Below are 22,057 nucleotides of genomic sequence, written 5' to 3' on the forward strand. Positions count from 1 at the left end.
TGCCGATCGGAAGGCAAGCGCGCTACGTCTATCCAACCGGAAAATATCGCACATAGGCGAATTCATCACCGTCCGGTGACCAGTTGGGTGAGTTCATCGTTCCCTGCCCGCCAAAGAGATCGAAGAGCGTTTCGACGTTGCCACCATCCGGGTCCATCAGCCGCACGCGAACATCGAGATCACGCGGGTGGTCGAAGACGTCGCCGTCATAGGAAATGAAAACGACCTTGTCTCCCTTGGGAGATGGATGCGGAAACCAGTCGCCATATGGGCTATCGGTGATCCGCTCAACGCCCGATCCATCCGGTCTCACCCGCCAGATCTGCATCTGTCCTGTGCGGCTGGAGTTGAAGTAGATCCACTGACCATCGGGCGAATAATCCGGACCGTCGTTTCGCCCCTCGCCATGGGTCAGACGTGTTTCGGTGCCGGTTTCGATGTCCATGGCATAGATATCGAAAACCTGATCCCTGATCCCGCAATAGGCAAAGCTTTTGCCATCCGGCGCCCAACCATGCCAGTAGGACGGCAGGTTCCGCGTCATCAGTTTCGGCGTGCCGCCGACGGATGGAAGAAGATAGATCGCGCTCTTGCCAAACTCGACCTTGTCGGAAATGGCATAAAGAGAACCGTCGGGCGAGATGCCGTGGTCGTTGTTGCACTGAACCGCGAAGCCGGTGTCTACCTTATCGACCTCGATGTCTCCAGTAAGGGGCAGGCGGTAGAGGACGCCATCGCTGTTGAGCAGCAGATATTGCCCATCTGGAGACCAGTTCGGCGCTTCGAACAGTTTCTCGGTCTGCCAGACGATCCGATTTTCACGGGTACGGATATTGAATATCTCGACTGAACTTCGCATCGTTCCTCCCGCTGCGATTGCCCACCGACCCGTCGGACCTACCTGTCGCGGAATCGATTGGTAATAGGATACCTGCGATCGCGACCGAAGTTCTTCTTGGTAATCTTCACGCCAGGTGCAGACTGCCGGCGCTTATATTCGGCCAAGTACAACAGATGCTCGATGCGATGAACCGTTGCAACGTCGTGACCGCGCGCCACGATTTCGTCGACGGACATTTCCTGTTCCACCAGGCACTCGAGAATATCGTCGAGAACCGGATAGGGTGGCAGCGAGTCCTGGTCGGTCTGATTGGGCCGCAATTCCGCGGATGGGGCCTTGGAAATGATGTTGGCGGGGATGACTTCGCCCGAAGGCCCAAGCGCGCCGGGCGGCACGTGGGCGTTGCGCCATCTGGAGATGGCATAGACCTGCATCTTGTAGAGGTCCTTGATGGGGTTGAAGCCGCCATTCATATCGCCATAGAGCGTGGCATAGCCGACGGACATTTCCGACTTGTTGCCGGTGGTTACCACCATCGAACCAAACTTGTTGGAAACGCCCATCAGGATCGTGCCGCGCGCACGGCTCTGCAGGTTTTCCTCGGTGATGCCCTCTTCCGTTCCTTCGAACAGATCCGACAGCGCCGTCATGAAGCCATCGACAGGTTCGGCAATCGGAACGATGTCATAACGGCAGCCGAGCGCCCTGGCGCAATCGGCGGCGTCCTTCAGCGATTCTTCCGAGGTATAGCGGTAGGGCAGCATGATGCAGCGCACCCGCTCCTCGCCCAGCGCATCAACCGCGATTGCTGCGCAGATGGCCGAGTCGATGCCGCCGGAAAGGCCGAGAACGACGCTCTTGAAGCCATTCTTGTTGACGTAGTCGCGGAAGCCCAGCATGCAGGCCCGGTAATCGGCCTCCTCGCCTTCGGGAATATGGGAAACCGGACCATGGCTGCAGTGCCAGCCATTCTCCGTGCGTTTCCAGTCCGTGACCGCCAACGTTGCTTCGAACTGGCTCATCTGGAAGGCCAGCGTCTTGTCGGCATTGAAACCGAAGCTCGCGCCGTCGAACACCAGTTCATCCTGGCCGCCGAGTTGGTTGACAAAGACCAGAGGCAGGCCACTTTCAATGACCTGGCGGAGGGCGACCTGATGACGGACATCGACCTTGCCGCGATAATAGGGCGAGCCATTGGGCACCAGCAAAATTTCGGCGCCGGCCTCGGCCAGCGTCTCGCACACGCCGAAATCGTTCCAGATTTCTTCGCAAATCGGAATGCCGATGCGAATGCCCCTAAAATTATAGGGGCCGGAGATAGAGCCTTCGCTAAAGACGCGCTTTTCGTCGAACTCGCCGTAATTCGGCAGGTCCACCTTGTCGCGCAACGCGACGATCTTACCGCCATCGAGCAGAGCTACCGAATTGTGCCTGCCCTTTTCGCCCTGGCGCGGGAAGCCGATAACGACGCCCGGCCCGCCATCCGCGGTCTCCGCGGCCAACTCCTCCACTGCCTTGAGGCAGGACTTCAAAAATGCCGGTTTCAACACCAGATCTTCTGGCGGGTAGCCGGAGATGAAAAGCTCCGTCAGCAGAAGAAGATCGGCGCCTTGCGCTGCCGCATCGGCTCTTGCCTCGCGCGCTTTGGCAAGGTTGCCTGCGACATCGCCGACGGTCGGGTTGAATTGTCCAACCGCAATCCGGAACGTGTGGGGAATGGTCTGTGCTGTGCTCATGCCTTCCTCAATATCGTGCCGGCTCTTACAGTGCAACGCGCCGCATAAATTGTTTCAAAACAATGGCCAGTCAAGAAGGTTCCGGCGGGTGCATGCGCGAAATAAACGGCTCACGCGATGGTTATCCTCGAGACCTGTGAATTTTGCATAGTTCATGTCGCGTTCATTGCGCGCATGTGACAGTTAGATGACGCTTATATGACAGGTGATTCACACCTGCTTTCGAGACTGCCGGAGTAGAAACGTGACGAAATCGGTACCTAGAACAACGGTTACCGAAAGGATGAAGCTCGTCCTTTCAAAGCCGTGGACACGGTCCCCTGCCCGCCTCGCAAACGATGCACAAATGCTGGCCAATCTGGTCCTCGCAGCGGTGCTGCTCGTCGTCTGCATGGAATGGATCGCGCGCGGCACCTTGCATGATGTCGGCTCCTTTTTGCTGTCACCTGCACGACCTGGGCTGACGACGGTCGTAGCAGTCTTCATCGGCCTCATGGCGCTTGATGCCGTCTTCGGGCGTCATTACCAGTCGCTTCTGGTTGCCGTCCCGCTAATGATCCTGCCGGCTTTCATCTCGAGCCAGAAGCAGCTTTACCTTTCCGATCCGCTCTATCCTTCCGACCTGCTGTTCGGCCGCCAGATCCTTCAGCTTTTGCCTGCCATGCTGAAGGCTCAGCCCGTGACCGCACTCGCCGTTGGGGTTGCACTTTCGCTCTCTGCGTTTGCCATTGTGATGCTGTGGCGCCTTTCGCGGCGTGCCATGCCTGTGATGTCGTTCAAAGCTAGAATTTGGAGACTGGCGCTTGCCGTTCCACTCTTCGTCAGCTTTGGCTCCATGATGGAATATTCCAGCTATTCCTGGATCAGAGACCGCCTCAACATCATTCCGATGATGTGGGATCAAAAGGAAAACTATCGCCATAACGGTTTCCTCATGGCCTTCGCCTTCAATATCCCGATGGCGAAAGTGACAGCACCTTATGGCTATGGCGAGGCGACGATCGCGGACATTGCGTCCGACAGTTCCGCCTTCGCGGTCAACCATTCCAAGCGTCCCGATGTCATCATGATCATGAGCGAATCGCTGTGGGATCCGACGCGTCTGGAGAATGTCACGCTCTCGAAAGATCCGATGCCGCGCATCCGCGCCATGCAGTCAGGCCATGTGTTTTCGCCCGAGTTTGGCGGCATGACGGCAAATGTCGAATTCGAAGCGCTGACCGGCTTCAGCAATGCGTTCCTGCCCTATGGCAGCATTCCCTATCAGCAATATGTGCGCCGCCCTGTTCCTTCGCTTGCGACCTTCTTTCGCTCGGAGGGATATTCCGCAGTCGCCGTCCACCCATTCCAGGAATGGTTCTGGAATCGTCGTGAGGTCTACAAGCATTTCGGATTTGAGGAGTTTCGCTCCGAAGAAACCTTGCCGCCGATGGAAAAGCGTGGGGCGTTCGCGTCGGATGCGGCACTGACGAACGAAATCATCCAAACGGTTGATGCAGCCGAAAAGCCGCAGTTTCTCTTTGCCGTCACGCTTCAGGGACACGGCCCCTATGAAGCGAACCGCTATGCTGAGAAAGCCGTCTCCGTCAGAGGTGATCTATCCGACAATGCACGCGATGCGCTCGCCACCTACGCGCAGGGCGTTTCGGAAGCCGACGAAAGCTTTGCAAGGCTTATCGCCTGGGCCAAGGGTCGCGAGAGGGAGACCGTCATCGTGCTTTTTGGTGATCATCTGCCGCCGCTCGGGCAAGCCTTTGTCGAAAGCGGCTATATGCCGGGCATGGTCGCAACCCGCCGCGCGCCGCTTGCCACGATGAAGACGGAGCATGAGACGCCTCTGGTGGTCTGGTCTTCAAAGGCAGGATTGCAGAACCGGATCGGCACGATCAGCCCCTCGTTGCTGCCCTATCACATCTTGAAAACCGCGGGCTTTGACGATCCCTTCTACACCGGCGTGCTGGGCAAGGTGCATGCGTCCTACTCCGTCATCGATCGCCATATGCTGATGCAGCGAAACGGTTCGGGAGTGCCGGACTGGTCGATTGCGCCTGCGACTCTACCATCTTCACTCAGCGAATATCGGCAACTGCAGTTCGACATGATGTTTGGCGACCAATTCGGAAAAGAGCGATTCTTCCCCGGCTTCAACTGGATCCACGAGACCACGCCATCCGGTTAAGACGCCTTCGAACCCGCGATTTTGTTTGAACTTGCCGGCACCTTGGGCTTATCTCCAGCCAACGCATTGCCGGAGATGAATCATGTCTGCCATTCCAGATTACGTCCTGTCCCACTTCAAGCGATCCTCCCGACAGATCGGTGAGGTCGAAAAGCGGATTCTGGAGGTGGCGCATCAGAAGCAACTGATTTCCACCGACACCAATGCTGAGTTTTCGAAGGGATCCACAGTCGGCGAGAGGCTAGCGGACAGCATCGCCCGCGTCGGTGGCTCATGGGGCTTCATCATCAGCTTCCTGGTGTTTCTGGCCGTATGGGCCGTCATCAATACAATTGTTCTGACGACAAAGGCTTTCGACCCCTATCCCTTCGTGTTCCTCAATCTCATTCTGTCCATGCTGGCCGCCATCCAGGCACCCATCATCATGATGTCCCAGAACCGGCAGGCCGAACGCGATCGGTTTGAGGCAGCCAAGGACTACGAGGTCAACCTCAAGGCCGAGCTTGAAGTTCTGTCTCTTCACGAGAAGATCGATCTCAAGGTTCTGGCCGAACTCGCCGCATTGCGGGAAGACATCGCAAAGCTGCATCAGCATCAGACCCAGCAAAGCGACCGCCCCACATCTTGATCGATCAATAGCCGATTTGCGGCTTTTTCTATGCCGGTTACGAATCCGTCAGATTTCTGCGCTACAGATTGACGCAGGCATTTGTTGCATTGCACTCTGCGGTCTCACGACATCCGGATGTGCGAATGCGGAGATCATTTCCGCAGGCTGAGAGCATCACGCTTTTCGCGGCAAATCCTCACATCGGATATTCACACATCCCGGCAATCTACCGGGTTTACGTCCAGAGGCTTTTTCATGAACCAGTACGATCTCATTGTTGTTGGCAGCGGTCCCGCCGGCAGACGTGCTGCCATCCAGGCGGCAAAGCTCGACAAGAAGGTCCTGGTCATCGAGAAGGGCAGCCGCGTCGGCGGTGTCTCGGTTCATACCGGCACCATCCCGTCCAAGACGATGCGCGAGACGGCGCTCAATCTTTCCGGATGGCGCGAGCGTGGCTTTTATGGTCAGTCCTATCGCGTCAAGCAGGAAATCAGCGCCGAGGATCTGCGCCAGCGCCTGCTGATCACCCTCAACCACGAAGTCGAAGTGCTCGAGCACCAGTTTGCCCGTAACCGCGTGCAGCACGTGCGCGGCAAGGCGAGCTTCCTCGCGCCCGATACGCTTCAGATCACCAAAGACGATGGCGAAGTGATGCATGTGTTGGGCAAGAGCATTCTGCTTGCCGTCGGTACCCGCCCATTCAGGCCAGACTACATGCCGTTTGATGGCAAGACCGTGATCGACAGCGATGAATTGCTGCAGATGGAGAGGCTACCGCGCTCCCTGGTGGTTATTGGTGCCGGCGTCATTGGCATTGAATATGCGACGATTTTCAGCGCTCTCGATACCGCAGTCACGCTGATCGATCCCAAATCAACGATGCTCGATTTCATCGACAAGGAAATCGTCGAAGATTTCACCTATCAGCTCCGCGACCGGAACATGAAGCTGCTTCTCGGCCAGAAGGCCGAGAAAGTGGAACATACGCCGGAGGGCAAGGTGTCGATCACACTGGACAATGGCCGCACGATCGTGACCGAAATGGTGCTTTTTGCCGCAGGCAGAATGGGCGCGACCGACACGCTGAACCTCGCGGCAGCCGGACTTGAGGCCGACAGCCGTGGCCGTCTTTCCGTCAATCCGGAAACCTTCGAAACCTCTGTACCGGGGATCTTCGCCGCGGGGGACGTCATCGGCTTCCCGAGCCTTGCCTCCACCTCCATGGAACAGGGCCGTATTGCCGCTCGCGTCGCGGTCGGCGCAATTGGCATGGAGCCGCAGAAATATTTCCCTTACGGCATCTATGCCGTCCCGGAAATCTCCACCTGCGGCCTGACGGAAGAAGAAATGAAGGAACGTGGCATTCCTTACGAATGCGGGATTGCCCGCTTCCGGGAAACCTCGCGCGGCCACATCATGGGTCTTGATACCGGACTTCTGAAGCTGATCTTCTCATTGAAGACGCGCCGGCTTCTCGGCGTTCACATCGTCGGCGAAGGCGCGACCGAACTGGTTCACATCGGTCAGGCTGTGTTGAACCTCAAGGGCACGGTCGAGTATTTCGTTGAAAACACTTTCAACTACCCGACGCTTGCCGAGGCCTACAAGATTGCCGGACTGGATGCGTGGAACCGCATGGGTGATATCAAGAACAGGAATGAAGCGGTCAAGTGAGCCGCTTCACCACCTGATCTTGTAGTTTGCGTGCACCGCCGGGCGAAAACGATCTTCAAAGCCACGGTCGAAACTGCCTGTTAGGGTCAGATTGTCGGAGAGCTTCTGTTCGAGCGCGACGCTGGAACTGAACTCGTCGAATGTTTCGCGGCTCGCGCCCGTCAAGACGAAGGCGGTGCCGGTCGCGGAACGCGTCAGACGCAGGGACTGCGACACATCGAGCCCGCTCCACTGCTGGCTATGGCCATCATAGCGCAGCGTGACGTTTCGGTTCGATTCCACATCGAAATCGGCTGTGGCGACACGTTTTTGCGTCATCGTCATCGTCACGGCGGCCGAGCCCGTCAGCGCGTTCATCAGAATGCCCACGTCTCTGGCGATCTTGACGCCCGGAAGATTGGTGGACATCAGCGTCATGTCACCCCAGAACTTTACAGGCGTATCAACCACCGCACCACCCTCAGACGCGCTCATGCCCATCTCAAGGCCGGCGCGTAGCGGCGTTTCCGTCGGTAGCTTCGCGCCCAGCCGCGCCGAATAGGAGCGGTCGGAATTCTTGGCGGGCGCCCAGATCAATCCCCGCTCCTGTGCCTTCACTTCTACCGGGGACAAAAGGATGAGCGAGGCAGCGGCGAGCGTGCCCAATATCTTGACCAACATGTCATTTCCTCAAGCTTTAAAAAGACCAGCCGCTCTTGGGAGGAAACAGCAGGTCTCGTTTCGGCTTGGGCGATCCAGAAAACGGAGATCACCCGGACTCAATTCTGCCGGCGCAGCGCGCCAGACTTAACCGCGCTCGCTTCCAGGCGACGCGAATCGACAAGCGCGACATCACACCCGCGCTCGAAAGAGAGATGAAACTGAAGGCTTAAAGCCAAGCCGCGTTTGGCGGCAGATCGCTCTCGACGCACAAGCGCGTCCAGCAAATCACTCCCAAAGGGTGCCAGATGAACGGGAGATGAACAAGAGCAACTGCAGCAAAAAGTCATTGTGCACTGCATTGTGACCGTCGGAACACAGTTGGTGGACGTGCTGCCCCGTCGGAAATGCCGAAATTGCTACGCGTTGGTGTGGGATAACAACTCCGCAACAACCGCTTCGACGGGCTGGGTAGAATCGATCGCGATGCCTTCCTTCGGAACGTCATCCCCACTCTCGTGGAGCGCCAGGATGAACGCCCGCTCCTCAGCTTTGCCACCGAACTCGTCTTCTGGCCTCGCTGACAGGCGCTTCTCCAAGGTGGCTCGATTGAGCTTGAGAATGAAGACGGCGTCAAAGAGGTTGATGAAAGCGGAAATGTTGCGGGCGCCGCCGCAAAAGAAGGTGGCAGCATGGCTCTGATCGGCTGCCAGATCTTTTACTCTCTCGACACACCAGAGGTGATGACGGTGAGCAAAAGCGACGTCCGTGGCCCACGCGCCACCCTGCCGCTCTTGCAAAGGTAAGCCGGTCTTAGGGTCACCTTTGTAGGCGAGTTCCCTGTCGCCATGAATGACATGATAACCCTGTCGCTGGAGCTCCGTTGCCACAGACGTTTTGCCCGAACAGGACACACCTTCAACGAGGTAGTTTTTGACGCCCATGAACCTCAACTTTCAGCGAGATGCAGCAAAGGTCGCCCATATACTCTTCGGATGACGACAGGATGTCTTTTCGGCGTAAACGCAAACGCCTCTCGACATTCCTAAATGAAAAGGCCGCGGCTTTCGCCGCGGCCTTTTCGAAACAAATATGAGAAGAGCAGATTACTCTGCGTCGCCTTCTGCTGCCTTCTTCTTGGCAGGCGCCTTCTTCTTTGGAGCGGCTTCTTCGCCTTCAGCAGCGTCAGCCTTGGCTGCAGCCTTCTTCTTGGCAGGAGCCTTCTTCTTGGTTTCTTCGCCTTCTTCGGCGTCGTCAGCCAGAAGCTCTTCCTTGGAAACCGTCTTGTCGGTAACGGAGACTTCGGTCAGCAGCTTGTCGATAACCTTTTCTTCGAAAATCGGTGCACGAAGCGAAGCGGAAGCGCCAGGCGTGTTGCGGAAGTAATCGAGGATTTCCTTCTGCTGGCCCGGGAACTGCTGCAGCTGCTGGAACAGAGCGCGCTGCATTTCTTCTTCGGTGACTTCAACGCCAGCCTTCTCGCCGATTTCGGAGAGAACGAGGCCGAGACGAACGCGGCGCTCAGCGAGCTTGCGGTATTCTTCGCGCGCTTCTTCTTCGGTCGTGTCTTCATCAGCGAAAGTCTTGCCGGACTGTGCAAGATCGGTGTTGATCTGGCGCCAGATGTTGTCGAACTCAGCGTCGACGAGACCGGCAGGTGTGTCGAACTTGTAGAGTTCGTCCAGCTGGTCGAGGATCTGACGCTTGACCTTCTGACGGGTCACGTTGCCGTACTGGCTTTCGATCTGGCCGCGAACGATTTCCTTCAGCTTCTCAGCCGATTCGAGACCGAGCTTGGTTGCCAGTTCGTCGTTGATTTCAACGTCGGCGGCGGCAGCAACTTCCTTGACGGTGATGTCGAAGGTGGCTTCCTTGCCAGCCAGCTCAGCAGCCGGATATTCGCTCGGGAAGGTAACGGTGATGGTCTTCTCGTCGCCAGCCTTGACGCCAACGAGCTGGTCTTCGAAGCCAGGGATAAAGCGGCCGGAGCCGATAACCAGCTCGGCATCTTCAGCAGCGCCGCCATCGAAGGCTACGCCATCGACCTTGCCGAGGTAGTTCATGGTAACGCGGTCGCCTTCAGCGGCCTTGCCCTTCTTCGTCTCGTAGCTACGAGCGCTTTCGGCGATCTTGAGGATCTGCTCGTTGATTTCGTCTTCGGTCACTTCAACGACTTCGCGCGTGACCTTGATGCCGTCATTCGACTTCAGTTCGATCGGCGGGATGACTTCGTAAGCAATGTTGAATTCGAAATCGGTTTCGGCGGCGAGGATCTTGTCGGCTTCCTTCTCGTCTTCCGTCATGGAGATGGAAGGCTGAGTCGCAGACTTTTCGCCACGGCTGGAGATGATCTCGGAAGGCTTTTCGCGAACCAGTTCGTTGACGAGGTCAGCCATGATCGACTTGCCATACATCTTCTTCAGATGAGCGGCAGGGACCTTGCCCGGACGGAAGCCGTTGATACGAACCTTATCCTTGGCTTCGGCGAGGCGCTCGTCCAGGCGAGCCTTCATGTCAGCGGCCGGAATAACGACCTTGATTTCGCGCTTCAGCCCTTCAGCGAGCGTTTCGATAACCTGCATTTTCATACCTTCACATCATGGCGGCAGTGCTCAGACAGCCGTCGGTTTACTTTCGAGCACAGCGCCGGAATCTGAATTCACCGGCCGTGACTATAAAACTTGCATGCACAGGCGCGTTGCGGAGCAATTATGCCTGAGCCAGGGAAAGGGCAAAACGAAACGCTTTACCTGGCTTTCCCGGCGATTTGTGGTGCGGGTAGAGGGACTCGAACCCCCACAACTCTCGTCGCCAGAACCTAAATCTGGTGCGTCTACCAATTCCGCCATACCCGCGCTCTTTAAATCCTGCATAAACAACATCTGGCACATGAGGCCTTCCGGAGCGCGGCGTCTCTATATCATCCGTTTTCAGGAGCGCAAAGGAAAAATGACGCCGTACAAGCCCTATTTCCATGGGTTTTAAGGACTCTATGACAATGGCGAGCAGGCCATCTGCGGAATCACGAGGCTCGCGGTCCACGCAGTTCGATTTCAGTGGAGCGCCCATGAAAGCCCCTCCCCGATGGAATGCCATACCAACGTGCCCACCTCTCGCCGCGACCATTGACGAGAGTTTGTGAGGCCGGTTGAGATTTGGAGGGCCCGGGGACGGGCTTGAGCGCGTGACTGCTGCTGTTTGCGCCTGAAAATCCGCTTCGACTGCTGTCAAATTATGCATTTGTTAAGGAAGTGGGCGCCGATTCGGAGCTTGCCCTGCGTTACGCGCATAGGTGTCATCCTTCTTTGTCTGTTTTTGAAGCGCGGCGAAAGGCATATATTCAGTTTCAGAAAACGAAGCCGAGTTGATCCCAAGCGACCGGCGAACCGAAACGAGGAATAAGACCATGAACATTGCACGCTCGCTGAACAACTGGCGCAAGTATCGTCAGACCGTAACTGAACTGGACCGCATGAGCGATCGCGAACTGAGCGATCTCGGCATTGGCCGCACCGACATCCGTCGCGTTGCTCGCACTGCAGTCGGTATGTAATAGATCGATAACACTGGCTGGCGATCCCTCGTCTGCCCGATGTGTTACCCTCAAAAGGCCCTGAGCACCCGCTCCGGGCCTTTTCTTTTTGCGCTCAACGCCCCTGCCCGCCCTGAAATATCGGCCGAAGACCAGCACCGATTTGCGGAAAGCAGGATGCCTTGATGCAGCGTCGTCCGAGTCCTCAAAAAGCCGGACGGGATCGTAGCAGCGCCTCACGGACTTCCGCTCAAATAATGCGCAGATCGATCCACAAGCTGCAAAAATAGACGACACATTGCACAAATGCATGGCAGTCGCTCAAAATCTGCACTCCAAATCATCGCTATGAATATGTATATACCACTCAACAGCCGAGAGCGCAGATGACCAGCGGCCCGGTGGACCAAATTCAAAGATCAAACACATCAAAGATTGAGGAAACAACCATGAACCCGCTTCGCATCGCAAAGAACTGGATCAGCTATCGCCGTACGCTCAACGAACTGGGCAGCCTCTCCAACCAGGCTCTCAGCGATATCGGCCTGACCCGTTACGACATCCGTAACGTCGCATCCCGTTCGTTCCGCTAATCAGCGTACAGGGTCATCCGCAAGAGCCGACCTCCCACGGCACCGGATGGCTGAGCGACAGGCAAAAAAACGGCGCCACGAGCGCCGTTTTTTGATTCTTGCAGGTCGCTCACGATCGTCGCATGAAGCTCCTTCTCCTGAGGTCGGAGGCTCGCAGGCTTTCGAAAAAGTTTGGCGGTCCGCATCGCTCGTGATACTGCATCGGTCAAATGCCTCCTCAGAGTGAGGCTAAGCCAATCAAGAAAGATGGTCGACCCGCAGCACCCTTTGTGCCGGTTGGCAACGTGAGCGCGCGATGCAAGACAATATGAACTCTCCCATCCACGTCATTGGCGGCGGGCTTGCCGGCTCGGAAGCGGCCTGGCAGATCGCCCAGGCTGGCATCCCCGTCATCCTGCACGAAATGCGCGGCGTTCGCGGCACGGATGCTCACAAGGGTGACAGCCTTGCGGAGCTCGTCTGCTCCAACTCCTTCCGTTCCGACGATGCGACGGCCAATGCCGTCGGTGTCATTCATGCGGAAATGCGTCTGGCGGGCTCGCTCATTATGGCCTGCGCCGACAAGCACAAGGTTCCGGCCGGCGGCGCTCTCGCCGTCGATCGCGATGGCTTTTCCGAAGCGGTTACGGCGCAACTTGAGGCGCATCCACTCATTACCATTGTTCGCGAAGTTGTTCCGGGCCTCCCACCGAAGGAATGGGGCAACACGATCATTGCCACAGGCCCGCTTACCGCGCCCGAGCTTGCCGCCGCCATCCAGGCGGAGACAGGCGAAGATGCGCTGGCGTTCTTTGACGCGATCGCACCGATCGTCCATCGCGACAGCATCAACATGGATACTTGCTGGTATCAGTCCCGCTATGACAAGGTGGGCCCTGGTGGCAACGGTAAGGACTACATCAACTGCCCCATGGATGAGGCGCAGTATCATGCCTTCATCGATGCGCTGATCGCCGGCGATACGGTGGGCTTCAAGGAATGGGAAGGCACGCCCTATTTCGATGGCTGCCTGCCGATCGAGATCATGGCGGAACGCGGACGCGAAACGCTTCGTCACGGCCCGATGAAGCCGATGGGTCTGACCAATGCCCACAACCCCACAGTCAAGCCCTATGCGGTGGTACAGCTGCGTCAGGACAATGCGCTAGGCACACTCTACAATATGGTCGGCTTCCAGACGAAGCTCAAATATGGCGCGCAGGCGGACGTCTTCCGCATGATTCCAGGCCTGGAAAACGCCGAGTTCGCGCGTCTCGGTGGCCTGCACCGCAACACCTATATCGATTCGCCGCGGCTGCTCGATCCGTCGCTGAAGCTGAAATCCCGTCCTGACATCCGTTTTGCCGGCCAGATTACCGGCTGCGAGGGCTATGTGGAGAGTGCGTCCATCGGGCTGCTCTGCGGTCGGTTCGCCAGTGCCGAGCATAAGGGCGAGCCGGTCCGCCTGCCGCCTGCGACGACTGCGCTTGGCGCTCTGCTCAACCACATTACCGGTGGGCATCTTTCCACCGATGAGGAACCGGGCAAGCGTTCATTCCAGCCGATGAACGTCAATTTCGGCCTGTTTCCTGAGCTTGCGCCGGGCTCGATCGTCAAGCCAGAAGGCGTGAAGCGCTTCCGCGGCAAGGACAAGACCATCATGAAGCGTCAGTTGATGTGCGCCCGCGCGCTGCAAGATTGCGCGACATGGCTTGGCGTCGAAGCGCCGGTTCTTAATCAGGTTGCGGAGGAAGGTGAGGAGCTGGCGTCAGCTTCCTTAGGCTGATCGGGCTCTGCATCCGCTGCTTCCAGATAACTGCCAAGCAACCAGAGAGACACTTCTGCGGCCTCCCCAATCGTCTTAAAACGATAGGCACCGCTATATTTCGGCGTGTCCATGAAGGTGACGACGAAACCGTCGCCGCTTTCCAGATGTTCCACCGTGATGCGCTCCGGGTTCAGCATCATGCAGGCATTGTGCTTGCCCATGTTGCGCATGAAGCCAGCCTTGTTGTCATGCAGCCGAACGAAAACGGCGTTGCCGTCGGCGGTCATATGCAGGCTGCGGATCGCCTCATTGGGAAAGGCCCGGGCGAAATCCAAAATGGCCTGCCCCGTATCGTAGCTGCTTTCGCCTTCCGAGAAACGCTTCAGGCGCCAGAGATAGATCGCGACCGCGATCAAAAGCGCGAGGATGATGATCCAAATGGTAAGGCTCATCTCTGTCACTCCTTGGAGCGTCGTCAGCCCTTCAGGACCTACAAGACACGCTCTGACTTCTCGAAATCACGTATTGGACAATGCTGTCGTCCATACCAGCTCATCAAGCGGCTTAGCAACCAAGACTTGCGCGGAGGTGAAGCGCGCTTGCAGCATCGTGCTCAGAATTAAAGAAGGTAGAGCGCCCTAAAGACCCACTGCGCTTTAAAGGCACGTCGTCATCGCAAAGCCGCTGCAGCTTTGCGTGCCACGCTCTAGAACCGCTTCAGATAGGCGGCCTTAGCGAGCAGCCACTGGCGACGGAGCAATGAGAGCTGGATGCCGTTTTCAACAACGTCCGCGCCAGCGAGACGTGCCGCCTTCAACACAGCCTCGACCTGTGCCACGGGCAAGAAAGCGGGAACGACCGCTTTAGGCAGGGACGTCTGGCGCGCCTTGTTCAGATGATCCTGTGCATGCGCGCAGAATATCTCGATCGCCGCACCGACCTTCTCACGGTCCTTGCCTTCCAGAAAACTCTCGCGGTTCAATCCGGCTGCCGACAGAACGTCCTGCGGGACATATACCTGACCTCGACGGCGATGCAGCGGCATCAACAGCAGCATGCCAGCCATGGCCTGGGCAACGCCTGCGTGGCCCGCGGTCTCGGCGTTTCTCGCTGCATCATCCGGCGAAAGCACGATGCTGGAGAGCTGTATCAATGCAGACGCCGTCTCGCCCGCATAGCCCTCGAGAGCGTTGCGGTTTTCGAAGACGTCATCGTAGAGATCGAAGATGCGCGCTTCGATCATGTCGATCAAAGTCTGCCGCGGCAGATTATGGGTGGTGATCGCGTTGAGGAGTTCTGCGGCAACGGGATGGCCGACGCTGTCCCCATGCGGATTTCCCTCCAGGAGATCGCGCCACCACTGCATGCGCACTTCACCTGGGAGCGGCTCACGAACGACGTCGCGGATGCGGGCAATCTCGGCGTTGAAAGCGTAAAGGGCCGCGAGATCACTGCGCTTGTCTTCCGGCGCAAGAAGGCATGCAAGATATCTGTCGCGATCCATGTCACGCAGCATCGTCAGGCACGCGCTCTTATCCGCCGGCAGGTCTGTCATCGATAACCGTTCTTCAGCCTTCGACAGCAATCAGGGCGGCAGCCACTGCCCGCGATTCGGAAAGCATGATGTTGTATGTTCTGACCGCAGCACCCGTGCTCATCGGATCGACAGAGATGCCAGCCTCTTTCAAGGCGGCCTTCAACTCCCTCGGGACGACCCGCATGGAGTCGCCCATGCCGATCAATAGAAACTCGATGTCGGCCGCTTGTTCCAGAACCTTGGTGAAGTTATCGACCGAAAGCTGCAAGGGATCGGTCACGTCCCATCCGTGAATGCCGGAAGGAAGGCAGAGAAGCGAGCCGCGATGCGACATCTCGGCAAAGCGAAAACCGCCATTTCCATAAGCATCGATAGGCGCCCGGCCAGGAAAATGGGCCGGGCGTATTTCTATTCCGCCAGCCATCAGACTGCCGGTTTGCCGCTGATCGAATTCGCCTTCTGGTCATCCTTGTCATCGGCATCCATGCTGGTCGGACGCAGATTGAAGGCGATCAGAACGGGAGCCGCGATGTAGATGGACGAGAACACGCCGATACCGACACCGAAGAGCATGGCGAAGGTAAAGGAGCGAATGACCTCCCCACCGAAGAGATAGAGCGACAGCAGTGCAAGCATGACGGTCAGGCCGGTCAAGATCGTACGCGACAGCGTCTGGTTCAGAGAGACGTCGATGATCATGGACAGCGGCATCTTCTTGTAGCGCCGCAGGTTCTCTCGAATTCGGTCGTAAATGACCACCGTATCGTTCAGCGAGTAACCGATAATGGTCAATATCGCCGCGATACTGGTGAGGTTGAATTCGATCCCCAGGAAGACGAAGAGGCCTATGGTGAAGACCACGTCGTGCACCATGGAGATAATCGCACCGAGCGCAAACTGCCACTCGAAGCGGAACCAGATGTAGATCATGATCGCGATCATGGCGAGCGCGATACCGATAGTCGAGGTGACGGTGAGATCGCCCGACACGGCCGGTCCCACGACTTCCACGCGGCGGAAGTCGTACTTATCCTGCAACTCGCCACGGATCATCGTGATTGCCGACTGCTCGGCATTCTCGCCGCCTTCCTGCGCCTGGATGCGGATCAGAACGTCGTCGGGAGAACCGAAGCTCTGAGCCTGAATTTCTCCAAGGTTCAACTGGCTGAGGCGCTCACGAATATCTGCGATATCGGCAGGACCGCTTTTCGACTGAACCTCGATGATCGAGCCGCCCTGGAAGTCGATGCCAAGGTTCAGACCCTTGGTCATGAAGCCGCCAAGGCAGGTCAGCATGATGACGCCGGTAATACCGAAGACGATGCGACGGTACTTCATGAAAGGAATATCCTTGCCGTCAAACATGCCGGTGCGGATGCCTTTCGGCAGATGCTTGGGACGGCTGCGACGAACCCAGACACCAAACAGCCAAGCCGTCAGCGTATAGGCGGTAAAGACAGTCGTCACGATACCGACGGCGAGCGTGACCGCAAAGCCCTTCACCGGTCCGGTACCCATGTAGAAGAGCACGCAGGCCACGATAAATGTGGTCAGGTTGGCGTCGATGATGGTGGCGAAAGCGCGGGTAAAGCCGTTCTCAAGCGACGAGATCAACGGTTTGCCCGCTTTGACTTCCTCGCGGATACGCTCATAGATCAGAACGTTCGAGTCCACCGCCATACCGATCGTCAAGACGATACCGGCAATACCCGGCAATGTCAGCGTCGACCCGATGATACTGAGAATCGCCAGCAGCATAACGATGTTGACGACGAGAGCGATATTCGCCAGCAGGCCGAAGAAGCCATAGAAGATGAACATGAAAAGGACGACGCCGATGGCACCGATGGCGCTTGCTGTCAGGCCGGCATGGATGGAGTCACTGCCAAGGCTTGGGCCAACGGTCCGCTCTTCGACCACCGTCAACGTCGCAGGCAGGGCACCGGCACGCAGGAGAACCGCGAGATCATTTGCACCCTGAACGGTGAAGTTACCGGAAATCTGGCCCGAACCGCCAACGATGGGCTCACGGATCACGGGGGCGGAAATAACCTGGTTATCGAGAACGATGGCGAAAGGTTTGCCGACATTCTGCTGGGTGGCCTGCGCGAAACGCTGCGCACCGCGGCTATCGAACCGGAATGTAACAACAGGCTCATTGGTCTGCTGATTGAAGCTTGCCTGCGCATCGACAAGATTGTCACCAGACACAAGCGCACGGCGCTCGACAAGGTAAGGAACCGGCGGGTCGTCCTGCGAATAGAGGATTTCATCCGTCGCAGGCGGGCGTCCGTTCAACGCTTCCTGAACCGGCATGGATGTATCCACCATGCGGAAGGAGAGCTTGGCGGTCTGGTTCAGCAGAGACTTCAAGCGCTGCGGATCCTGGAGGCCCGGGACCTGAACGATGATACGGTCATTGCCCTGGCGCACGATCAGCGGTTCCGTCGTGCCGAGTTCGTCGACGCGGCGGCGGACGACTTCGATCGACTGGGCAACGGCAGAAGACAGGCGATAATCGATGCCTGCATCCGTGAGGTTCAGGCGCAGGAGATTGTCGCCGCCGTCACTCATCGTCACTTCCTGCACCGAGCCACCGGTCAGCGTGCCGACCGAGACTGGCAGCGTCAGATCTTTCAACGCATTCTTGGCCGCCTCATACTGAGCCGGATCGGTGATACGAACCTGAATCTGCTGGCCGTTGCCGGCCAGACCGGAATAGCGGATATTGGCGTCGCGCAACTGGGCGCGGACGTCACCGACGATGGTTTCGAGACGTTCCTTGACGATATCGGAACGCTCGACTTTGAGCATGATGTAGGAACCGCCCTGAAGGTCGAGACCAAGCGTCACCTTGTTGTGCTTGTACCAGTTTGGCATTCCCTCCAGCTGCTTGTCCGTGAACAGGTTGGGGGAAGCGATGACGGCGCTTATCAGCACGATCAACCAGATGAAGACTGTTTTCCAGCGGGAAAAATGAAGCATTTCGGTCTCGGTCAGGGTTGGGTTAGAAAACCCAGGCCGCGTCGATGCGCAGCCTGCTTATTGTTACTTCGCGTTAGCAGGAGCTTCGGTCTTGACCGGCTCACCCTTGACACGAACCTCGGCGATATAGGTGCGCGATGCGCGGACCTTGACGCCTTCGGCAATTTCGACTTCAAGTTCGTTATCGTCGATAACCTTGGTCACCTTGCCGACAATGCCGCCGCCCAACACAACCTGATCGCCACGACGAATGTTGGTGAGCGTCTCCTGACGCTTCTTCATTTGCGCGCGCTGCGGACGGATCAGGAAAAAGTACCACACGACCATGAGCGGGGCGAAAAGGAAAAGCATTTCCAGGCCGGACCCGAAAGCCGATGGTGTGCCCGCTGCATCCTGAGCAAAGGCTTGGCTAATGAACATAAAAAACTCCTCAGATTTCAGGCACAGTCTTAAGCCACTGGCCAGCTTTCAAGCCGCCGGAATATAGTTGCGATCCCCTAGAATGCAACAGAAAGACTTCGACCCCCGTACCGTTTCCACGGCTCATACTCTTTCGGGGCATGAAACACCATGCTAGGCCGCGCAAATTCCACGTCTGTTCCGGCATTTGACTGGGTTCAACGAGCCGTGGAAAGTTGACAAGGAGCATCGATCATGACGTCAGAAGAAACCAGCGCACTCCTGCTTCTCGAACTTCGCCGTCTTGCCGACGCCGTGGAGCGGCTCGCAGGCCCCGCACCTGCGTCAAATGACTGGAATAGCGCCGATTGTTTTGTCTGGACGCCTGGCAATGCCTGGCTGCAGCCCGTGCCTCGTCCGAACCGAATTGCGCTGACGCTGATCCGCGGTGTGGACCACGTCCGGGACATACTGCACGAGAACACGTTGCGCTTCGCAGAAGGCTTTGCTGCCAACAATGTGCTGCTTTGGGGCGCGCGCGGCATGGGCAAATCATCGCTGGTGAAGGCGGTTCACGAAGACGTGCGCACCGCAAGCGGCACGTCGTTGAAGCTTGTCGAGGTGCATCGCGAAGACATTCACACCTTGCCCGTCCTCCTCGATATCCTGAAAGCCGCTCCGCACAGAATCATCCTGTTCTGCGACGATCTTTCCTTCGACCATGACGATACGGCCTATAAGTCTCTGAAGGCGGCACTGGACGGCGGTATCGAAGGCCGACCGGAGAACGTGCTGTTCTACGCGACTTCCAACCGCCGTCATCTCCTGCCTCGACACATGATGGAAAATGAGCAGTCGACTGCCATCAATCCATCTGAAGCGGTCGAGGAAAAAGTCTCGCTGTCCGATCGCTTCGGGTTATGGCTTGGCTTCCATAAATGCAGCCAGGATGACTACCTGGCGATGATCGATGGCTATGCGGAACACTTCGACCTCGGTCTCGCTCGCGATGTCCTGCACCGCGAAGCGCTGGAATGGGCGACGACACGTGGCGGCAGATCCGGTCGCGTGGCCTGGCAATATATCCAGGATGCAGCCGGGCGTCTGCGCAAGCCTCTGGACCAGCGATAGACAGCTAAGTGACTGATCACAACCATAGCGATAGACATTAAATCAGAGACACTTCGGTATCCGCGATAACTTAGTACGCAATGGAACCAACGGATGGGAAGGCCGTTGCTCGGCATGCGCAACCATCGCGCGATACATTAGGAGAGTCTCAAATGGCCGATCAGGTCCGCTATGCAACATCGACGGTGGCCGCGCGCAGCGCAGTCTTGCCGGAAGCCGTGACACGTATTTCCTGGGGTGGCGTTTTTGCCGGTGTCGCCGTGGCACTGACGCTTCAGTTGGTTCTCAACATTCTCGGCGCCGCCATAGGTGCTGGCGTGATCGACCCCGCGCGTAACGATACGCCATCGGCGATGTCGCTTTCTACCGGCTCGGTCATCTGGATCATCGCCAGCGGCATCATCTCGTCCTTTGTCGGTGGCTATGTCGCAAGCCGCCTGTCTGGCCGCGCCGTCCGCTCCACTGGCGCCCTTCATGGCCTGACCACCTGGGCCGTAACCACGCTGATCGTCTTCTATATGCTGACGACCTCGGTTGGCGCGCTGATCGGCGGCGCATTCACCGGCGTGACGAGCGTCTTCTCCGGCGCAGGCTCGACAATCGCAACCGCTGCGACGACTGCAGCCCCGGCGCTTGCCAACACCTCCGATCCCTTGGCGGGTATCGAGCAGCGCATTCGCGATGCGAGCGGCGGAAACGATCCGCAGGCGCTGCGCGATACAGCCGTCAGCGCCGTCCGCGCCGTGCTGACTGGCGACCAGGCTCAGGCTGAAGATGCACGCAACCGTGCTGCCGACGCCCTTGCCCGCGCACAGAATATCCCGGTTGATCAGGCTCGTCAGCAGGTGACGGACTACGAAAACCAGTACCGTCAGGCTGTAGAGCAGGCCAAGGTTCGTGCGACCGAAGCTGCCCAGGCAACTGCGACCGCCGTGTCGACAGCGTCTTACGTTGCCTTTGGTGCGCTTCTGGTCGGTGCGGTTGCAGCTCTCTTCGGCGGCAGCGTTGGCACAAGCCGCGCTTACCGCGAGGGCGACGTCGTCGTCGAATAATATCGATCGAAAGATCGTCTGGAATGCCCGCGCAAGTCGCGGGCATTTTTATGAGGACATGAAAAAGGCCGCCTCTTTTCTGAGGCGGCCTTCCGATCATCATATCTGATAGGACTGACTACTCGTCGCGGTACACTTTTTCGCGACGCTCGTGACGCTCCTGCGCCTCGATCGACAGAGTTGCGATCGGGCGAGCATCCAGACGCTTGATACCGATCGGCTCGCCTGTTTCCTCGCAGTAGCCATAGGTTCCGTCCTCGATGCGCTGAAGGGCGGCGTCGATCTTGGAAATCAGCTTGCGCTGACGATCGCGGGCTCGAAGTTCGATGGCTCTGTCGGTTTCGGATGAAGCGCGGTCCGCCAGATCAGGGTGATTGGCACTTTCCTCTGCGAGATGACCGAGTGTCTCGCGCGCTTCTCGCAAAATGTCGTTTTTCCAACCGATCAGCTTGGCCCTGAAATAGGCGCGCTGGTTGGCATTCATGAACTCATCGTTTTCCGAGAGCACATAGTTACTAAGATCGATCTTCTCACTCAACGCGATTCTCCTCGAAGAACATCTCATATGGCGGGGGTATACTCCAATGCCGTGTAGCCATTCAAGTCTGGAGATTCGTTTTTAGGCATTTTTAAATCTGTCATAAAAATCATCTAAACGACTATTTTTTATACATTATTGCGACGTCACGGATTATTTCTTCAATCACTTTATCTAGACTTGCTTCGCGATCGACGCCTCTTGCGAGTTTGCCCCCTCCTCCTGTAAACATCGTTCTCCCTCTTTGATTGCATTAGGATGCTCCGGAATGGCGCCGTCTCAACAGCAAACTTTCCGGCTTTACCTGTTGCGTCACGCCCAGGCAGGATGGGCGGAACCCGGCGAACGCGATTTCAATAGAAGACTAACCGAGGAAGGCAAGGCCGAGGCCGCTCTCATCGGCAAATCCGCCGCGGAAAAAAACTATCGCCCGGATCTCGTGATCAGCTCCGCCGCCATCCGATGTCGCGAAACCACGCGGATTTTCCTGCATTCATTCCGTGGAGCTATTGAAGCGTCCTATCTGGACGAAATGTATAACGCGCAGGCTGAAACCTATCTCAATCTCGCGCTGGCGCGGGACGAGGTTTCCTCCCTCATGCTTGTGGGACATAATCCGACAATGGAGGCCGTTGCTGAAGCCCTGCTCGGCCGCGACATCCTCGAAGCGTCGCTGCCGCATGGGTTTCCCACGGCGGGGCTTGCGGTGCTGGACTGCGCGTCTAGGGACAAAGCCAAGCGCGACTCCTGGCGCCTCATCGACCTTCTGACGCCATAGCCAAGATCGAAGGCCGCGCAAAACTTTCTTCAGCGCTTCTTTTTTGAGCATGCGACAACCCTATATATTTTCGGGAAACCGATTAT

Annotated in this window: 20 protein-coding genes and 1 tRNA gene; 9 read left to right on the forward strand and 12 right to left on the reverse strand. The window is 57.5% G+C overall.

What is annotated here, in order from left to right; all coding sequences use genetic code 11:
* Positions 1 to 28: 28 nt before the first annotated feature.
* Both AC07U5_RS08510 and AC07U5_RS08515 read right to left on the reverse strand, forming a co-directional pair.
* Complete coding sequence (locus AC07U5_RS08510; protein WP_494722766.1) at positions 29 to 859, reverse strand: TolB family protein; 831 nt, start codon at positions 857 to 859, stop codon at positions 29 to 31.
* A 38-nt stretch (positions 860 to 897) separates the two neighbouring features.
* Positions 898 to 2,577 carry an NAD+ synthase gene (locus tag AC07U5_RS08515; RefSeq protein WP_494722767.1) on the reverse strand — a complete coding sequence of 560 codons (1,680 nt, stop codon included), beginning with the start codon at positions 2,575 to 2,577 and terminating at the stop codon, positions 898 to 900.
* Between the two features lie 283 nt (positions 2,578 to 2,860).
* Here AC07U5_RS08515 and AC07U5_RS08520 point away from each other — a divergent pair, with 283 nt between their 5' ends.
* From AC07U5_RS08520 to sthA, 3 genes are all read left to right on the forward strand, one after another.
* On the forward strand, positions 2,861 to 4,756 hold the full coding sequence (locus tag AC07U5_RS08520) for an LTA synthase family protein (protein WP_494723274.1): 1,896 nt from the start codon (positions 2,861 to 2,863) through the stop codon (positions 4,754 to 4,756).
* A gap of 82 nt (positions 4,757 to 4,838) precedes the next feature.
* Entirely contained in the window at positions 4,839 to 5,384 is a 546-nt protein-coding gene (locus AC07U5_RS08525) for a DUF1003 domain-containing protein (protein WP_112952464.1), read from the forward strand.
* 237 nt (positions 5,385 to 5,621) lie between these two features.
* Positions 5,622 to 7,040, forward strand: coding sequence for a Si-specific NAD(P)(+) transhydrogenase (sthA, locus tag AC07U5_RS08530; protein WP_062598105.1), 1,419 nt, complete (start codon positions 5,622 to 5,624; stop codon positions 7,038 to 7,040).
* Between the two features lie 6 nt (positions 7,041 to 7,046).
* On the opposite strand, the gene AC07U5_RS08535 is transcribed toward sthA, so the two are convergent.
* The 4 genes from AC07U5_RS08535 to AC07U5_RS08550 all read right to left on the reverse strand — a co-directional run bounded on the left by AC07U5_RS08535 (position 7,047) and on the right by AC07U5_RS08550 (position 10,534).
* Positions 7,047 to 7,700 (reverse strand): hypothetical protein, encoded by a 654-nt coding sequence (locus AC07U5_RS08535; protein ID WP_112519048.1) that lies wholly within the window; start codon positions 7,698 to 7,700, stop codon positions 7,047 to 7,049.
* Between the two features lie 398 nt (positions 7,701 to 8,098).
* The gene (locus tag AC07U5_RS08540; protein WP_494722768.1) at positions 8,099 to 8,623 is read right to left on the reverse strand and encodes a nucleoside/nucleotide kinase family protein; all 525 of its coding nucleotides are present in this window, start codon (positions 8,621 to 8,623) and stop codon (positions 8,099 to 8,101) included.
* A 162-nt stretch (positions 8,624 to 8,785) separates the two neighbouring features.
* On the reverse strand, positions 8,786 to 10,261 hold the full coding sequence (gene tig, locus AC07U5_RS08545; RefSeq protein WP_062425445.1) for a trigger factor: 1,476 nt from the start codon (positions 10,259 to 10,261) through the stop codon (positions 8,786 to 8,788).
* Positions 10,262 to 10,449: 188 nt separating this feature from the next.
* Positions 10,450 to 10,534, reverse strand: a tRNA-Leu gene (locus tag AC07U5_RS08550).
* Between the two features lie 551 nt (positions 10,535 to 11,085).
* On the opposite strand from AC07U5_RS08550, the gene AC07U5_RS08555 reads away from it, so the two are divergent.
* The 3 genes from AC07U5_RS08555 (at position 11,086) to trmFO (ending at position 13,569) form a co-directional block, all read left to right on the forward strand.
* Positions 11,086 to 11,232 (forward strand): DUF1127 domain-containing protein, encoded by a 147-nt coding sequence (locus AC07U5_RS08555; protein ID WP_082447210.1) that lies wholly within the window; start codon positions 11,086 to 11,088, stop codon positions 11,230 to 11,232.
* 428 nt (positions 11,233 to 11,660) lie between these two features.
* The gene (locus tag AC07U5_RS08560; protein WP_082447266.1) at positions 11,661 to 11,804 is read left to right on the forward strand and encodes a DUF1127 domain-containing protein; all 144 of its coding nucleotides are present in this window, start codon (positions 11,661 to 11,663) and stop codon (positions 11,802 to 11,804) included.
* Positions 11,805 to 12,099: 295 nt separating this feature from the next.
* A complete protein-coding gene (trmFO, locus tag AC07U5_RS08565) occupies positions 12,100 to 13,569 on the forward strand; it encodes a methylenetetrahydrofolate--tRNA-(uracil(54)-C(5))-methyltransferase (FADH(2)-oxidizing) TrmFO (protein WP_494722769.1) in 1,470 nt (489 codons plus the stop codon).
* Here trmFO and AC07U5_RS08570 read toward each other — a convergent pair.
* The 5 genes from AC07U5_RS08570 to yajC form a co-directional block, all read right to left on the reverse strand.
* Positions 13,521 to 14,003 (reverse strand): hypothetical protein, encoded by a 483-nt coding sequence (locus AC07U5_RS08570; RefSeq protein ID WP_494722770.1) that lies wholly within the window; start codon positions 14,001 to 14,003, stop codon positions 13,521 to 13,523. The two genes, trmFO and AC07U5_RS08570, sit on opposite strands and share 49 nt — an antisense overlap.
* Before the next feature lie 254 nt (positions 14,004 to 14,257).
* The gene (locus tag AC07U5_RS08575; protein ID WP_494722771.1) at positions 14,258 to 15,106 is read right to left on the reverse strand and encodes a phytoene/squalene synthase family protein; all 849 of its coding nucleotides are present in this window, start codon (positions 15,104 to 15,106) and stop codon (positions 14,258 to 14,260) included.
* Positions 15,107 to 15,119: 13 nt separating this feature from the next.
* Positions 15,120 to 15,512, reverse strand: coding sequence for an Mth938-like domain-containing protein (locus AC07U5_RS08580; protein ID WP_494722772.1), 393 nt, complete (start codon positions 15,510 to 15,512; stop codon positions 15,120 to 15,122).
* Positions 15,512 to 18,073: a protein translocase subunit SecDF gene (secDF, locus tag AC07U5_RS08585; RefSeq protein WP_494722773.1), complete on the reverse strand. Its 2,562-nt coding sequence runs from the start codon at positions 18,071 to 18,073 to the stop codon at positions 15,512 to 15,514. Before secDF ends, AC07U5_RS08580 begins: the two co-directional genes overlap by 1 nt.
* A 63-nt stretch (positions 18,074 to 18,136) precedes the next feature.
* Entirely contained in the window at positions 18,137 to 18,493 is a 357-nt protein-coding gene (gene yajC / locus AC07U5_RS08590; RefSeq protein WP_113260685.1) for a preprotein translocase subunit YajC, read from the reverse strand.
* Positions 18,494 to 18,727: 234 nt separating this feature from the next.
* Here yajC and AC07U5_RS08595 point away from each other — a divergent pair, with 234 nt between their 5' ends.
* A complete protein-coding gene (locus AC07U5_RS08595; RefSeq protein WP_494722774.1) occupies positions 18,728 to 19,603 on the forward strand; it encodes an ATP-binding protein in 876 nt (291 codons plus the stop codon).
* A 152-nt stretch (positions 19,604 to 19,755) separates the two neighbouring features.
* Positions 19,756 to 20,655, forward strand: coding sequence for a hypothetical protein (locus tag AC07U5_RS08600; protein WP_062437668.1), 900 nt, complete (start codon positions 19,756 to 19,758; stop codon positions 20,653 to 20,655).
* 118 nt (positions 20,656 to 20,773) lie between these two features.
* Here the strand turns inward: AC07U5_RS08600 and dksA are convergent, their stop codons facing one another.
* Entirely contained in the window at positions 20,774 to 21,193 is a 420-nt protein-coding gene (gene dksA, locus AC07U5_RS08605) for an RNA polymerase-binding protein DksA (protein WP_062425454.1), read from the reverse strand.
* A 268-nt stretch (positions 21,194 to 21,461) separates the two neighbouring features.
* Between dksA and AC07U5_RS08610 the strand changes: the two genes are divergently transcribed.
* Complete coding sequence (locus tag AC07U5_RS08610; RefSeq protein ID WP_494722775.1) at positions 21,462 to 21,971, forward strand: SixA phosphatase family protein; 510 nt, start codon at positions 21,462 to 21,464, stop codon at positions 21,969 to 21,971.
* Positions 21,972 to 22,057 lie beyond the last annotated feature (86 nt).

This window comes from Agrobacterium sp. GW821-FHT02D03 (genome assembly GCF_059421725.1).

Bases quoted from the DNA above. Each gene is read 5' to 3' on its own strand.
- AC07U5_RS08510 (WP_494722766.1), bottom strand. From the start codon at position 859: ATGCGAAGTTCAGTCGAGATATTCAATATCCGTACCCGTGAAAATCGG.
- AC07U5_RS08515 (WP_494722767.1), bottom strand. From the start codon at position 2,577: ATGAGCACAGCACAGACCATTCCCCACACGTTCCGGATTGCGGTTGGA.
- AC07U5_RS08520 (WP_494723274.1), top strand. From the start codon at position 2,861: ATGAAGCTCGTCCTTTCAAAGCCGTGGACACGGTCCCCTGCCCGCCTC.
- AC07U5_RS08525 (WP_112952464.1), top strand. From the start codon at position 4,839: ATGTCTGCCATTCCAGATTACGTCCTGTCCCACTTCAAGCGATCCTCC.
- sthA (WP_062598105.1), top strand. From the start codon at position 5,622: ATGAACCAGTACGATCTCATTGTTGTTGGCAGCGGTCCCGCCGGCAGA.
- AC07U5_RS08535 (WP_112519048.1), bottom strand. From the start codon at position 7,700: ATGTTGGTCAAGATATTGGGCACGCTCGCCGCTGCCTCGCTCATCCTT.
- AC07U5_RS08540 (WP_494722768.1), bottom strand. From the start codon at position 8,623: ATGGGCGTCAAAAACTACCTCGTTGAAGGTGTGTCCTGTTCGGGCAAA.
- tig (WP_062425445.1), bottom strand. From the start codon at position 10,261: ATGCAGGTTATCGAAACGCTCGCTGAAGGGCTGAAGCGCGAAATCAAG.
- AC07U5_RS08555 (WP_082447210.1), top strand. From the start codon at position 11,086: ATGAACATTGCACGCTCGCTGAACAACTGGCGCAAGTATCGTCAGACC.
- AC07U5_RS08560 (WP_082447266.1), top strand. From the start codon at position 11,661: ATGAACCCGCTTCGCATCGCAAAGAACTGGATCAGCTATCGCCGTACG.
- trmFO (WP_494722769.1), top strand. From the start codon at position 12,100: ATGCAAGACAATATGAACTCTCCCATCCACGTCATTGGCGGCGGGCTT.
- AC07U5_RS08570 (WP_494722770.1), bottom strand. From the start codon at position 14,003: ATGAGCCTTACCATTTGGATCATCATCCTCGCGCTTTTGATCGCGGTC.
- AC07U5_RS08575 (WP_494722771.1), bottom strand. From the start codon at position 15,106: ATGACAGACCTGCCGGCGGATAAGAGCGCGTGCCTGACGATGCTGCGT.
- AC07U5_RS08580 (WP_494722772.1), bottom strand. From the start codon at position 15,512: ATGGCTGGCGGAATAGAAATACGCCCGGCCCATTTTCCTGGCCGGGCG.
- secDF (WP_494722773.1), bottom strand. From the start codon at position 18,073: ATGCTTCATTTTTCCCGCTGGAAAACAGTCTTCATCTGGTTGATCGTG.
- yajC (WP_113260685.1), bottom strand. From the start codon at position 18,493: ATGTTCATTAGCCAAGCCTTTGCTCAGGATGCAGCGGGCACACCATCG.
- AC07U5_RS08595 (WP_494722774.1), top strand. From the start codon at position 18,728: ATGACGTCAGAAGAAACCAGCGCACTCCTGCTTCTCGAACTTCGCCGT.
- AC07U5_RS08600 (WP_062437668.1), top strand. From the start codon at position 19,756: ATGGCCGATCAGGTCCGCTATGCAACATCGACGGTGGCCGCGCGCAGC.
- AC07U5_RS08610 (WP_494722775.1), top strand. From the start codon at position 21,462: ATGGCGCCGTCTCAACAGCAAACTTTCCGGCTTTACCTGTTGCGTCAC.